Genomic DNA, 12,964 nt, shown 5'->3' with positions numbered 1-12,964 from the left:
AAGATCGAGGCCGGAGAGCACGTTACCCCGTTCGAGAACAGCATCAAAGACCTAGCAGCGGTCAAGAGCCTTAATGAGGCAATGTGGATCACACTTTAAGTACCAGAACGCAAAGGATATCCTGATGACTAAGCGCCGGACTACGCAATCGCCGCAAGAAAACTTGTCCAAACGAGCAAAGCAATGGCTGGCGGAGATCGATTGGGACGCGATGGAAGAGTTAGACGCTGATGAGGAAGGACAGGTGCTTCCAATGCGCGACTATCCCAGCCAGACCCAAAAGAAGTAGATATCCACGCCAAGCGAAGCGCCGGAGGACCAGAAGTTCTGGCAGCAACGTCGGAGAGCAACCTCTCGCAGCTCTCTCGCTCATTATCTGAAAGGACCAAAGTACGTGCTGCCGGACCTATCACGCTTAAGTAGCCCCCCTACCAGAGGCTACTTTTACTATCTATTCAAATATCCCGACGACGGGACATCTGTCGATTAAGCGGAGGCTACAATTCGGTAATAGGGAGCCTGTGAAATTCCAAACTGATTGATCCCCACTCTTCCAGCAGCCCGCCAGGCCGCAAATGCCCCCTAGGGTCAGGATTCATAACCAGAAGATGACGACGGCTGCGAGCGCGATGCCCGAGAGGAAGGCCTTGGGACACCTATCATAGCGGGTTGCCACGCGTCTCCATTCATTGAGCCTGCCGAACATGATCTCAATGCGGTTGCGCCGTTTGTATCGGCGCTTGTCGTATTTCACGGTCTTCTTGCGCTGTTTTAGTCCAGGGATGGAGGCGCGTATCCCTGTGTCTTTCAACGCATCTCGGAACTAGTCGGCGTCGTAGCCTCGGTCTCCGAGCAGCCATTCGACCTTTGGTAAACCGCCTAGCAATGCCCGTGTACCGATATAGTCACTGACCTGTCCGGCGGTGACGAAGCGGTCGAGCGGGCGTCCCGGACTGTTGTCAGATGGCGTGAAGCTTGGTGTTCATACCACCTTTGGTCCAGCCAATCAGGCGACCACGCCCCCCCTTTTTTTGCGGCCATGCTGGTCGCTGTTCGATGTGCCTTCAGGTAGGTCGCGTCGATCATGACTATTTTCTGTTCGCCGTGATCGGCAGCCAGCCCCAACATAATCCGCGCGAATATGCCCTTTTCGCTCCACCGCTTCAAATCGCTATAAAGCGTGTTGTGTGGGCCGTAGGCTTCAGGAGCATCGCGCAACCTTAACCCATTGCGGTTGATGAAATTATCCCGCTCAGAATCCGCCCGCCGTCGGCCCTTGGCCAACCGTGCGACTTTGGAAAGTAGGGTTTCAGACCCGCCATCTGTGCGTCGGTCAGCCAGAAAAAATTGCCCATGTCACAGCTCCGTTTTCGAAGCCATGAATCATGCAGCGCGCAGGAAATCAATGCATCCTGACCCTAGATTTTGGAGCGCTTTATTAATTTGGCTTCGGATGGTTCGTAACGGTATTCTGCAATAGTCCCGTCCTTGATGCGCTCCACGGCTTCTTGGATCACAAATAGCGGAACTAGAAACCACTCGCGCGGCACAATCGGGCGTCCAAACCGATCCTTGATTCTAATCTCAAGACGCCCTGGTTCGAAGATGCGATGGATCATGTTCTCGAGCTTTGTGCGGTTGATATTGTAGAGCTCATAGGTCGCGACAATTTCGACATTTGCCATCAAGAAGGTTGGCTGAAGGCGCGCTCCAGCAATACGCTTCTCCACGCTCAGATTTGTTACGCCTATCTTGTGAACTAGCTCTCGGTTCTGAGCGACAAGTGGGTGATCGGACTTGCTGCGAAGAACATAGATTGACCCGCTTGCCTCATCCCCGTCGATCGTCTGATCGGAAAAAAGCGGGCCAGCGGTCGGTTCCATAATCCGCCTTCCCGCATCATCCTTGTTGAGCGCCCGCTGAAGTGATCGCATAAGCATGTTGCTCTCAGTGCCATTGTCGAAGATCACGCGAAGACGTGCGTCGGTACGACCTTGGTCAGTGATGGTAGTATCACCTTTCTCAGCAACGTAGGCTTTTTGGCCTCCAACAATGAAGAAGCGGCCCTTCTCTATCTCGGCCTTCATCTCGAAAGGTCTCGTCTCTCGAAGCCCGGTGTCAAGTTCCTTCTGAACTTGCTCGAACAAGGGTTTAAACTTTGCGAAATCCTCACACATTTGCCGATTTGCTACTTCTTCAGCGGCTTTCTTCTCTGCGCTTGAGCGAACGTGTTTCAACTCTGTTATCGGTGGGACTTCGGCTTCGATCCCGAGTTCTGCAAGCAGTGCGTCATCGTCGAGCTCTTCCACATCGTCAAAGTCAGCTTTGGCAGCACCAGCCAGAAGCCCTTGATGATCCAGTGGCTCAACGAGTTCTCGAAATTCAGGAAGCTCACGAATGCGATCCAATCGGACCGCATAGATGCGTTCGAAGATGTCGCGATCCTCTCCGTGCTGTGGCGCTCGACCGTTTTCCTCCGTGAAGCGTTGTATCTCTTCAAAGCCCGCAATGATGCGCTCTTCGCGCGGAGTTCGGCTCGCTGCCTTCTCTACTTCAACCTCAACGCCCAGTTCGGCCAACAGAGCATCATCATCTTCCGTGAACTCTCTAGCCATTGGATGCCTGCTGCTTCATGCGAGCGAGATAGGCCACTCCCTCGGCCATCTTCTTCTCCCAAGCGTCCGGCGACGTGATTGAGGGCAGTCGCCCACGCTCTTGCTTGAATTTCACGGCTCGCCGCGCCAAGTCCCGCGCTTCCTCCGGTGCAAGCTGCACCTTCTTGGCGGAAATCACTGCCGCAACCTGCTTCAAGCTTTCCTCGCTCATCGTTTTTGCGAGGATCGAGTACGCCCCTCCGAAAGGATTGATCCGATCGATTAGGTCAATATCGAGCTCGCGCACATCCATGGCAAATTTGCGCACGCCGTCGATCAGAGCAGTGTTTCCGCTGACTTGCGCATCATCATCGCTAGCTGAGAGCGCAACCTCTTTTGCTTTTTGCGTAAGGTTGAGCGCCGCAATCGCATGTTGACGCACGGCCTCCTGGTCCTCCGCATCAAGCTCGGGAAATTTTGCGCCGACGATCTTGCCCATACGAACTTGCGTAAGCTCTTCTGGAACAAGTTCTTCGTCAAACAACCCCCGTTCGATGGCCGTTTTGTCTTGCACGAAGGCCGTGATCACCTCGTTCAAGTCTTCCTTGCAGATACGTTCTGCTTCCTTGCTTTTCGGCTGTGCCAACCCTTTGATCTCGATCTGAAGCTGTCCACTTTTCTCATTGAAGCCGACATTCTCTTTCTCAGGATCGTAGCCACCTTCGCCATAGTCGAAACCCTCCACAGGTCCACTATTGGGTGTCTTGGGCGCGAAATTAAAGCGTGGGGTGAGAACCTGTTCCATCAGCAAGCTTGCGGCGATGGCTTTCAGCGTGTCGTTTACGGCTTCAGTAACAATCGCCTCCGATGCATCGGGTTCTGCTATTAGGTTGGTGAAGCGAGCGCGAGTCTTGCCTTCTGCGTCGCGAGTTGCTCGGCCAATGATTTGCACGATCTCCACCAAGCTTGCCCGATACCCCACAGTCAGAGCGTGCTCACACCAAATCCAGTCGAAGCCCTCTTTGGCCATGCCTAAAGCGATGATAATATCGACATGATCGCGGTCGTTTTTGTGACTTGGGTCTTTGAGTGCTGTCGAGACCTTCGCCTGCTTTCCTGGTGCGTCATCAACTAGGTCGGCAATCTTTATCACTCGCCCTTCTCGCGTCTTTACGAGTTGAAAGCCAGTCTTTGCATCTGTCCCCTGCCAATCACCTAACGCGTCGATAATATCTTCTACCTCTCGATACTTATCCTTGGTACTTTCCCGCGAGTTCACGTGCGGGATGTGGACGATGGTTTTCTCATTTGGATCAAGAACCTTGAGGATGTCATCGGCATACGAGCCCGCGTAGAAGAAGTACCCGATATCGAGTGTTTTCAGGTATTTGTAGCCGTTCAACTGCTCGTAGTAGGTGTAGGTGATCGTGTCGAACTTGGCCTCGTTCTCGGGCAACAGGATCGGCACCGCGTCACCACGGAAGTAGCTTCCGGTCATGGCAACAACGTGCACACGGTCCCGAGCAATGAACTCGTTCAACTGTGTGCCGAGAATGCTGTCTTCGCTAGCTGAGACGTGATGAAACTCGTCGACTGCGATCAGCCGATCGTCAAACGCCTCGATCCCAAACTTCTCAACAGTGAACCGGAATGTTGCGTGGGTGCAGACCAGAACCTTGTCGCTGCTTTCAAGGAAGGCCCCTACCGACTTGACCTTGCCACCATCTGTACCCGGCGAGTTGCAGAGGTTCCATTTCGGCTCGACGTTCCAATCGGCCCAAAAACCAAACTTGCTCAGCGGTTCGTCATTGAAGCTAGCCCCGATCGACTTCTCGGGAACCACGACGATCGCCTGCTTGAGCCCTTGATTGTGCAGCTTGTCGAGTGCGATGAACATCAGGGCGCGGCTCTTGCCCGAGGCGGGCGGCGACTTGATCAACAGGTACTGCTCGCCCCTCTTTTCATAGGCACGCTCTTGCATCGCCCGCATGCCAAGCTCGTTGGACTTCGTAGAACTACCGTTGCGGGCGTACGTAACGGAGACTGAGGGGACGGATTTAATCATGAAACATCCTTGCTATCGAAATGAGCCTCGAAGGCAGCGATCGAACCATAGGTGTCTTTGATCCGAGAAGAAGCTTGATGCATGTAGTGCTGCCCGTCCTCCAGCTCCCAGCCTTGGGCTTCAAACATGGCCTTATAGCTTCCGCCAAAATGCGCCTTGGCTATCCTCGAAATGGCCTTGGCGTCCCCGCCCGGTTCGTAAGTCGAGCTCATTATGCGGGCACCTTCTTGGTCATTTTCGTGTACAGCTCGAAGAGCTTTTCGAGGCGTTCGGTATCGTTACGGAAGCGACGACCAATGTAGATCCGTTCAAGGGTTTCGTCGTTGTGCTCATGGGCGGCTCGCAAATCTGCGGGCATCTTCTCAGGGTCGTAGAGATCAGCAATAGTAGCGGGAAAATGAGCCTCACGTGCCAAAATAATATCCTCGGCGCAGCGAGTGAGATCATCCTTGTTCTTGTCCGTGAACGTTGGAATTGGAAAGGTATTCCAGCCTAACGTATTAGAATACGAATAGTCCGTCCTTAATCGCCCACAGATCGTATCAATCCAAGCCAAGTGGAGCTTTGATGTAATAATGGAAAAAGCCCAAAGAGGTCCTTTCGGAATGAAAAAAGCTTTGTTCGTCGCGATAACTGAACGGTCAGCCAGTCCTGCCGGGAAATACTCTCGGTTCTCTGACGACACGATTGGGACAAATATCTTCGAAGCTTCATCACCCTTCCTCTCACGAAACTGATGTGGTTTTGAAGCAAGTTTATTTACCGCGGCATCGTCCGTCTCAATGCGATCGCGGCGAACACTGTCGATCCTAGACCGCACAGGCTCAAAAGAAGTGGCCTCATCCACCTCGTTGTCGGAAATCCAAAGACAAAAACGTTCTTTGCCGTTTATGAACTCAGTCGAACCTTGAAACCTCTTAATAAACTTTAATGGCAGGCCGGCATCGAAAAGCTCATCCTTTTCCCCACCGTCCAGTATTAAACCGGCCGACTTCGAGTAATACACACCGTATTCCATAGGGATTACCGAAGACAACGGTCGCTTTCGCGCTGGAACGACGCTTATTTCATGTTCAGTAAGGTATGGGTTTATGTTGAGAACTTCTCGTCTCTTTCCGTCTGTATAGATCCACCTTCGGCCACTTTGATCACGATCAACCCCAGTGACCACAACTGTCACCCCTGCTTTGTTTGAAGCCAAGTTTGCCCATTTGAACGAGGTGTGAGCAAATCTAATGCGGAACCCACGCTCCAATAACAAGGCCCAAGTGATTGGAACTTGCTGACCTTGGCACAGGCTATTGGTTGCCACAAACGCGAATGGGGCGCGACATGTATCATTGTATATCGCCGCTTTCATTAGCCAAGCACCTACATAGTCGACATTCTTCCATTTGGAAGTGAGATTTGAGAAGACCTGCTGTAGGTCTTCCTTTTCTTGGGTGCTTTGTTTGCGTGTGCCTTTGAATGGAGGGTTTCCGCAGATGTAGGTTTCTCCACCTTCATTTTCGAAATCAATCTCTGCTTGGTCGAGTGGAGTGCTAAACAAGTCATCTCCACGCATTTTAACGCCTGTACCTGTAGGCGGACAGATGCTCAGCCAGTCGATCCGAAGGGCATTGCCGCAGGTAATCCAGTTCATCGCATCCAGCGGCAGAAAGTCGCGCAGCGCCTCTCGCTGCCCGCGATAGAGCACGTCGCATTGAAACTCTGCGATGATCAATGCCAACCGCGCGATCTCGGCGGGGAAGTCGCGGAGTTCGATACCTCGGAAGTTCGTTAGCGGGATTTCTGATCGGCGATCTTCCTCGCCGCGTCTCTTGTTAATCTCCGCTTCGATCGCCCGCATTTCTTTGTAGGCGATCACAAGGAAGTTGCCCGATCCACAAGCAGGATCGAAGACCCTGATTTTGGCCATCCGGTTGCGCAGGTTCAGAAGCTTGCGTGGGTTGTCCCCGGCCTCTTCCAACTTCTCGCGTAAGTCATCGAGGAAGAGCGGGTTTAGCACTTTCAAGATGTTCGGTACGGACGTGTAGTGCATCCCCAGTGCGCCCCGTTCTTCGTCGTCCGCCACCGCCTGGATCATCGAACCAAAGATGTCCGGGTTGATCTTGGTCCAGTCGAGATTGCCGATGTGGAGAAGATATGACCGGGCAATCTTGCTGAAGCGCGGGACATCGGTGCTTCCAGAGAAAAGCCCACCGTTCACGTAGGGAAAGACGTTTGCCCAGCGGGGGATGCCAGCAGCAGCGCGATCTTCCGTCTTGGTGTTCATGGCCCGGAAAAGCTCGCTAATCACCTCATGGGTGTTGGAGCTGTCCTTCGCGCTCATCCGCTCGATCGTTGCCGTGAACTGGTCGGCTTCTGTGAAGATGTCGGTGTCCTCCGCAAAGAAGCAGAAGATCAGCCGCGCCATGAAGTGGTTCATGTCGTGCCGACGAGCAGCAGTGCCCCACTCTGGGTTGTCTTTTAGAAGTTCGACGTAAAGCCTGTTCAACCGTCCGGTTGCCTTGATGTCAAAGGCACTTTCACGGATTTGCTTGACAGTACTGATCCCCGCCAGCGGCAGGAAGAAGCCGAAGTGGTCAGGAAAATCGGCATAGGCGCAGGCGATCGTCTCACCTGAGGTTAGGTCTTCAGCTTCGAGGGTCTTGCCGTCTGTCGCGAGGATGAATTTCGCTTTGGCCTTGGCGGTTGCAGGGCTATCCCTGAGCTCCGCCAGTGCATTAGTCACCTCACCCTCGCCGCAGACCTTCAGGTGGATATTATTGGTCTGAAGCACCCCGCCAAGATCGGACTTGTTCGACGCACCGCTGCGAAGTCGCTTGATGGTCGTGGCCTTGTTGCCGAATGCTTCGAGGAAAGCGAAGGGGAACTCTTCAGCGTCGAACGGCTGCTCGGCGAGAGCCGATATCGCTTCTTCGATTTCTACAGCGTTCATTACATCCTGCCTCACAACTTTTTGCGGCTGGCTTTGAGGTTAACCCGGCTGATTGCCAACCTTTAAATATTTATAGAGGGCAATCAATCTAGCTTGCCAGTCGATTCGAACCCAATCGGAGGATGGCCCGATGCGCTGCACACGTGAATTAGGTTATTCTGCGTGCAACTCAGCTTATCATTCGAACAGCACGAAAGGCTACCACTGTAGCCTTCGCACGGGCGCGCATAACCCAAACCTGCCTAATAGACTTAAATGTGATTGGGATGACGCTACGCTAGCGGCCCAGACACGGACAAGCGGACACCCCCTTAGGGGGATGTCCTGTCTGTCCGTTTTGAATTGGGTTCGGGAAAAGTCGGACATGTCCGTCATTTGTCTTGTCTGCCTGAGGCAACAAGCCATACTTCGCCGTCCTGTATCCGCACGTAATCTAGCGCTTGAAGTTTGTCGGCCTGCCGGTTGAAGTCTTTGGTTAGCGACTCTGGCTGGATGTCTTGATCAGCTCTTTTACGGCTATATTGTTGCCTCCACTCGTCCAGACTGACAATGTAGCACGAAGAAGGAAATCCTGGGTTGTTCTCTATTCGACGCCCTACTGCCTCCAACGCATCCTGCAGTGCTTGGTGCGCCACCTCTGTGTTTCCTTTCAGCATTTTCTTTCTTTTTGCGCTGACCAAATCAGCAGGTTCGAGAACGCAGCTTGTGATCGGGTCGCCGTCAATATCAATACCCACCGTAACCGGACGTAGACAGAACCCAACTTCTTCGCCCTTAATCAGATCGCGTTGCTTCGTAGCCTTGGCAACGCAGACTGAGCCCGCAACTGTGACCTCGATCTCAGTGTCTATCGCGGCGCGCAAACTGGTATGGCCGCGTGCACCACGCGTCTTGTCCTTGCCTGAGTGATGGACCAGCATGATATGACATTGCAGATGATCGCGCAGCTTGGTGACGCCCCTTAGGAGCGCTGCCATGTCACGACCTTCGTTTTCCGAGCCATCCCCCATAGCCATGGCAAGTGTGTCGATGACCACAAGTCCAAAAGTTTGATCTCCTAAGGCTGCGCACAAAGCCTCGACATCATCGCCTGCATGAAGGTCGAGTTGTAGCGGCAAATACGTGAAGTGCTCTTTAGCAACTGCAAACAGCGCTGCACGTTCAATCTGAAAGGCCCATAGACGAGATGCAAAACCACGCCCACCCTCCATGGCAATATATAGGGCAGGCGTCTGCGTAGTCCGGCATTCGAACCAAGTCTGGCCAGCAGCTACGTGAGTGGCCAAATCCAACGCAAAGAAAGACTTTCCTGTATTGCTATCACCATAGACCACCGAGATGGTACCTTGATTAAACCAGCCTTTGATCAAATACGACTGCCCTTCAAGACTTGGCAGTGCACTGCACGAATGCATCGAAACACGTATTTCTTGTATGCGCGCTTGTAAATCACCACCACTCATTAGAACGCTCCATCAGAATGTCGTTCCAATCTCTATTTGGCGGCGGTGCATCCACCTCGACTTCCCATCCACGGCTAATTGCGCGGCGGCGCAGCTCATACGCACTGCGCATTCCAACATCGTCATTGTCGGGGGCGATAATGAGGCGCCGGTTGGGTATGTCGGGCAAATCAAGCTTGCCGAGAGTAGCGGCGTCTAGAGCGGTAACCAAAGTACACGAGAGTGTCCCATTCAAATGCCACCAAGACATTGTGCTTTCTAGCCCTTCGCCGACCACTAGCGGCCCTGATTTGTTTAACAGGTAAGCTCCATGCTTATTTGGTGAGCCGAGCCTACGTCTATCCTTCACCCTGCCATCGGAATTCAGATATGTCCGATGAAGTGCTATTGGCTGCCCAAGCGACGGAATGGGGATTAGAAGCCCTGCATAAGGGCTGTGTTCGCCGGTGTACCACAACTTAGGATGAAAGCGGATCGTGTCGGAGATGAACGTAATGCCTCTGGATTTGAGGTATACTTCACCAAGCGTTCCAGGAACAGGTTTGCTTTCCCGCAATAGTCGTTGAACCACCTCAAGTTTTCCACTGTTGCCCGCAATTTTTGTGACACTATGCTTACGTAAGCCCGAGGCAGTGGGGCCAGATACCACAGCGCCGTCGCCCTTATACGCACTTTTTATGTCTTGATAATTACAGCCGGAGAAGCAGTGGAAAATCCACTGTCTATTATCTCCAAGCGTAATTGAGAGGGAGGGGTTCGTATCGTCATGCGCTGGACAGATATCCAACCAGCCGCCACGATAGGCCACCGCTTTGGGTGACAAGAAATCTGGACGCTGCATATGCAACTCCTCATTGTTTTGCGCGCAACCATCCGATCTTCGGAAGTAGCTAGGCTCCCTGATCCGCGCGCATCCTTGTGCGCCTTTTCTTTTTCTGGGGTTAAGGGTGCTTATGCCGCTCTATGCAGGCATCGATCCAGTCCTCTACGTCCTGCTCGCTCCATGCAAACCGGTTAGCGCTGATTTGGATGGGCTTCGGAAATCTACCTTCGCGAGACATGTGGCGTATGTGAGGGACTGACATTGAAGTTCGTTCGGCGACTTCTTTTGCCTTCAGTAGCTTCATTGGACGCCCTCCATCATTTTCGATTGCCACGCAATGATGCTATCTTCAGTCCAGCCGACGGCTCGCCTTCCAATTTTGACTGGCTTTGGAAAGTTGCCTTGGGACATATGAAGGTAGATACTTGAGCGCGATAACCCAGTCATCTCAATCACATCGGGAAGTCGGTAAATCTTCTTGATCATCTTAGCCTCCTTTGAGTATCAAGATGAAACAAGTATTTCCCAGCTGCCCTATAACTTCATGGACAAGTAAATAGCGATTTAAGTGTCCATGAACGCGCCACGACGCTTTGCAGCCAAATAAGCCTGTTTGATAGTGCGATACTGCCTGGACTTGATGTCCGTCGCCTTGGAGGTCTGAACGATGGCTTGATGTACTGCGTCACAGGCGCTAAGCGGCGGAGATTCATCATTGCGTGTGCGCATCAGGCCAAAATGTACAGCAACCTTTTCAACCAAGCGAGGGATCAACATGTTGTTTTCCAGGCCGGTTTCCATCGGGCCTCGCGAACGACTAGGCGTTGGCCGAATTCCTTCTAGCACATCTGCAATCCAAAGCTTGAGTTCGTCCGGTATCTTTTTCTCAGCCCTAATCAAATGAGCGCAATATCGCTTGACGCTATCGAATGAATGAAAGTCTTCAGCTGAGTTTCTCAGGTTGGCTTGCCAATCAAAATCATCCGAGAACACCCCCAGTATTTCCGATCGGCCTTTTTGATTGAGCGCGCTGAAACTATTACCTCGGTCATAGAAACCCTGCAGCTCCTGTTTCGCAAACTTTATGGCTAGATTGAAATTGTCATTCATAACTTGCACCTCAAGCTCGAAAATTAATTACGTCAGCCTCTTCTGACCTGATGAATCGTGCCCACGCCTCCATCATTTCCGCCCTCTTCGCAAGTAGATCAGACCGTGCATATGCCGCCTCAGCCTTATCCTTGATCGAATGGGCTAGTGCTGTTTCTGCAATCTCGCGGGGGTAGTTTGTTTTCTCCTGCGTCCAGGTCCGGAAGGATGTCCTGAAGCCATGAGCGTGGACCTCGACCCCCAGCTCTTTCATCAGCTTGTTGAAAGTATTCTCGGAAAGCGGCCTATTCTGCTTCGTGCCTTCGAAGACAAAATCCGAACCTTGGTTTATCCGTTTCGCTTCATCCAATATCTTCATACACCTGGAAGACAAAGGTACACGGTGTGCAATGCCGGCCTTCATACGCTCTGATGGAATAGTCCATAAAGAACCTTCTATCTCGGACCACCGGGCGTTTCTGACCTCACCTGAGCGCGTTGCTGTTAGGATTAGGAACTCTATTGCCAGTTTAGTGCTGATCGCTGCCGAAGATTTTCTGACTTTCTGTATGAATGCGGAGACGTCATCGTAGCTCAGGCTTTTTCTATGCTGCACCTTTTTCTTCGCATTCGGTAGCGCCTTAATTATAGCCATATTAGCGGGATCATCGGGGCGCCATTGTTGCGCAACGCAATACTTGAAAACGGTTGAGAGTCTTTGCCTGACGCGCTTGGCTGTTTCCGCCTTTGTCACCCATATAGGCGAGAGTATTTGAAGAATGTGGCTAGAATTTACCTCGTTCACTGGCTTACTTCCGATTATTGGAAACGCATATACCTCAAGTGTCTTAATGAACTGCGCAGCATGTTTTGCGTTCCGCCAAGTGGGGCGATTTTCCTCATGGACTTTGCGAGCGACGACCTCGAATATTGGGATTGCAGCGTCCTGTTTCTTAGCCTCAATTGGGTCAATGCCGTCATGGATCAGCAATAAGTTCTGGAGAGCTTTCTTACGAGCGCTGGAAACCGAAACAATCTTTGCACTACCTAACCCAATCTCTCTTCTGCGTCCCTTGAATGTGTAACGCTGAAGCCATTTCTTTGCTCCGCTGGGTCGCACATGGAGAAATAAACCATGAAGGTCATAGTATTTGCCGGCTTCGCTTACGCTCTCTACGAATTTCGCACTTAGCCCCATATGGCCCCCCATTTGGCCCCCCAAACATTTATGGAACGTATAGCACATTACAAGAAGAAATTGGAGCCGAAAAACCATTTATCATGGTAAAAATAGCCGTGCTATCGATCACTTGAGACTCCTCCAGAAGAATTAATGGCGGACTGTCTCTCCGCCACTTTTCATCTGCATGAATGCTGTGGTTCACATCAGGAACGGCTGCCAAAATGGCCCGCCGAGCAGGCGCGAGCACTCTAGCGCGCAATATTCGCTTCCAACATTTGTCTGAAAACGTTGCTCAAGACAACGCGATGCAATGAGAACTTATTCAGAATTCATCACTCTTGTCTGAATTCCTGCACGGCCTTCTTCAGGAAATCCAGATTAACCTTCACTTCCTTCAAACACTGGAGAATTTCCTCATCGTTCATCCCGTCCAATCGGGATGCGGCTTCCTCAATGAAGATGTCGCTGTTCCGGATCGCGAGGAGCAACTTCCGATGCGACCGGCGCAGCCCACCCCTCACCCACCAGCCTGACCGAATGTCCTGAACGTCCTCCAAAAAACGGCAATACCGAACACGCGCGGCTATGAAGTATTTCGGTTGATCGGGGTGAACCTCGTCAAGGCTCTTCAGCGAGGCCTCAATATGGCGCGCCAGATCGGTCAGTGCTTCGTTAAATCCACGCGCAACCCTGACATTAGCGAGGTATGTGCCCAGCAGGCTAACACTACCGCCAATCAAAGCGGGAATGAGGAAATTAAGAATATCTATCCCCAAAAGGCTCTCTCCTGACACATAGCCTCCATG

At 52.1% G+C, this 12,964-nt stretch carries 12 protein-coding genes and 1 pseudogene; 1 reads left to right on the top strand and 12 read right to left on the bottom strand.

All coding sequences use genetic code 11. The annotated features are described in order from the left end of the window. The first annotated feature begins 124 nt into the window (after positions 1 to 124). Complete coding sequence (locus tag AB1E42_RS07720) at positions 125 to 289, top strand: hypothetical protein (RefSeq protein WP_368343672.1); 165 nt, start codon at positions 125 to 127, stop codon at positions 287 to 289. A 306-nt stretch (positions 290 to 595) separates the two neighbouring features. Here AB1E42_RS07720 and AB1E42_RS07715 read toward each other — a convergent pair. The 12 genes and pseudogenes from AB1E42_RS07715 to AB1E42_RS07660 all read right to left on the bottom strand — a co-directional run bounded on the left by AB1E42_RS07715 (position 596) and on the right by AB1E42_RS07660 (position 12,934). After that, positions 596 to 1,355 (bottom strand): annotated as a pseudogene (locus AB1E42_RS07715) (IS5 family transposase). Positions 1,356 to 1,418: 63 nt separating this feature from the next. Then, complete coding sequence (locus tag AB1E42_RS07710; protein ID WP_368343671.1) at positions 1,419 to 2,615, bottom strand: GIY-YIG nuclease family protein; 1,197 nt, start codon at positions 2,613 to 2,615, stop codon at positions 1,419 to 1,421. After that, on the bottom strand, positions 2,608 to 4,659 hold the full coding sequence (locus tag AB1E42_RS07705) for a DEAD/DEAH box helicase (RefSeq protein WP_368343670.1): 2,052 nt from the start codon (positions 4,657 to 4,659) through the stop codon (positions 2,608 to 2,610). Before AB1E42_RS07705 ends, AB1E42_RS07710 begins: the two co-directional genes overlap by 8 nt. Then, positions 4,656 to 4,871: a hypothetical protein gene (locus AB1E42_RS07700; RefSeq protein WP_368343669.1), complete on the bottom strand. Its 216-nt coding sequence runs from the start codon at positions 4,869 to 4,871 to the stop codon at positions 4,656 to 4,658. The genes AB1E42_RS07705 and AB1E42_RS07700 overlap by 4 nt, the downstream gene beginning before the upstream one ends. Beyond that, positions 4,871 to 7,600: a class I SAM-dependent DNA methyltransferase gene (locus AB1E42_RS07695; protein ID WP_368343668.1), complete on the bottom strand. Its 2,730-nt coding sequence runs from the start codon at positions 7,598 to 7,600 to the stop codon at positions 4,871 to 4,873. The genes AB1E42_RS07700 and AB1E42_RS07695 overlap by 1 nt, the downstream gene beginning before the upstream one ends. 371 nt (positions 7,601 to 7,971) lie before the next feature. After that, positions 7,972 to 9,063, bottom strand: a complete 1,092-nt coding sequence (locus AB1E42_RS07690) for an AAA family ATPase (RefSeq protein WP_368343667.1) — start codon at positions 9,061 to 9,063, stop codon at positions 7,972 to 7,974. Further along, the gene (locus AB1E42_RS07685) at positions 9,050 to 9,904 is read right to left on the bottom strand and encodes a toprim domain-containing protein (RefSeq protein ID WP_368343666.1); all 855 of its coding nucleotides are present in this window, start codon (positions 9,902 to 9,904) and stop codon (positions 9,050 to 9,052) included. The genes AB1E42_RS07690 and AB1E42_RS07685 overlap by 14 nt, the downstream gene beginning before the upstream one ends. 100 nt (positions 9,905 to 10,004) lie before the next feature. Next, positions 10,005 to 10,148 (bottom strand): helix-turn-helix transcriptional regulator, encoded by a 144-nt coding sequence (locus AB1E42_RS07680; RefSeq protein WP_368346390.1) that lies wholly within the window; start codon positions 10,146 to 10,148, stop codon positions 10,005 to 10,007. 38 nt (positions 10,149 to 10,186) lie between these two features. After that, positions 10,187 to 10,372, bottom strand: a complete 186-nt coding sequence (locus AB1E42_RS07675) for a helix-turn-helix transcriptional regulator (protein ID WP_368343665.1) — start codon at positions 10,370 to 10,372, stop codon at positions 10,187 to 10,189. 78 nt (positions 10,373 to 10,450) lie between these two features. After that, positions 10,451 to 10,996, bottom strand: coding sequence for a hypothetical protein (locus tag AB1E42_RS07670; RefSeq protein ID WP_368343664.1), 546 nt, complete (start codon positions 10,994 to 10,996; stop codon positions 10,451 to 10,453). Positions 10,997 to 11,006: 10 nt separating this feature from the next. Then, positions 11,007 to 12,173, bottom strand: a complete 1,167-nt coding sequence (locus AB1E42_RS07665) for a tyrosine-type recombinase/integrase (RefSeq protein ID WP_368343663.1) — start codon at positions 12,171 to 12,173, stop codon at positions 11,007 to 11,009. A gap of 317 nt (positions 12,174 to 12,490) precedes the next feature. Continuing rightward, on the bottom strand, positions 12,491 to 12,934 hold the full coding sequence (locus tag AB1E42_RS07660) for a hypothetical protein (RefSeq protein WP_368343662.1): 444 nt from the start codon (positions 12,932 to 12,934) through the stop codon (positions 12,491 to 12,493). Between the last annotated feature and the right edge of the window lie 30 nt (positions 12,935 to 12,964).

This window comes from Pelagovum sp. HNIBRBA483 (genome assembly GCF_040931995.1).
In the GTDB taxonomy this organism is placed as follows: Bacteria; Pseudomonadota; Alphaproteobacteria; order Rhodobacterales; family Rhodobacteraceae; genus JAEPMR01.
The sequence above is the reverse complement of the archived record's forward strand: the minus strand, read 5'-3'. Positions and strand labels throughout refer to the sequence as shown.

Excerpts from the sequence above, each read along its gene's own strand:
- AB1E42_RS07685 (WP_368343666.1), bottom strand. The coding sequence starts at position 9,904 with ATGCAGCGTCCAGATTTCTTGTCACCCAAAGCGGTGGCCTATCGTGGC.
- AB1E42_RS07675 (WP_368343665.1), bottom strand. The coding sequence starts at position 10,372 with ATGATCAAGAAGATTTACCGACTTCCCGATGTGATTGAGATGACTGGG.
- AB1E42_RS07720 (WP_368343672.1), top strand. The coding sequence starts at position 125 with ATGACTAAGCGCCGGACTACGCAATCGCCGCAAGAAAACTTGTCCAAA.
- AB1E42_RS07695 (WP_368343668.1), bottom strand. The coding sequence starts at position 7,600 with ATGAACGCTGTAGAAATCGAAGAAGCGATATCGGCTCTCGCCGAGCAG.
- AB1E42_RS07665 (WP_368343663.1), bottom strand. The coding sequence starts at position 12,173 with ATGGGGCTAAGTGCGAAATTCGTAGAGAGCGTAAGCGAAGCCGGCAAA.
- AB1E42_RS07670 (WP_368343664.1), bottom strand. The coding sequence starts at position 10,996 with ATGAATGACAATTTCAATCTAGCCATAAAGTTTGCGAAACAGGAGCTG.
- AB1E42_RS07680 (WP_368346390.1), bottom strand. The coding sequence starts at position 10,148 with ATGTCAGTCCCTCACATACGCCACATGTCTCGCGAAGGTAGATTTCCG.
- AB1E42_RS07690 (WP_368343667.1), bottom strand. The coding sequence starts at position 9,063 with ATGAGTGGTGGTGATTTACAAGCGCGCATACAAGAAATACGTGTTTCG.
- AB1E42_RS07705 (WP_368343670.1), bottom strand. The coding sequence starts at position 4,659 with ATGATTAAATCCGTCCCCTCAGTCTCCGTTACGTACGCCCGCAACGGT.
- AB1E42_RS07700 (WP_368343669.1), bottom strand. The coding sequence starts at position 4,871 with ATGAGCTCGACTTACGAACCGGGCGGGGACGCCAAGGCCATTTCGAGG.
- AB1E42_RS07710 (WP_368343671.1), bottom strand. The coding sequence starts at position 2,615 with ATGGCTAGAGAGTTCACGGAAGATGATGATGCTCTGTTGGCCGAACTG.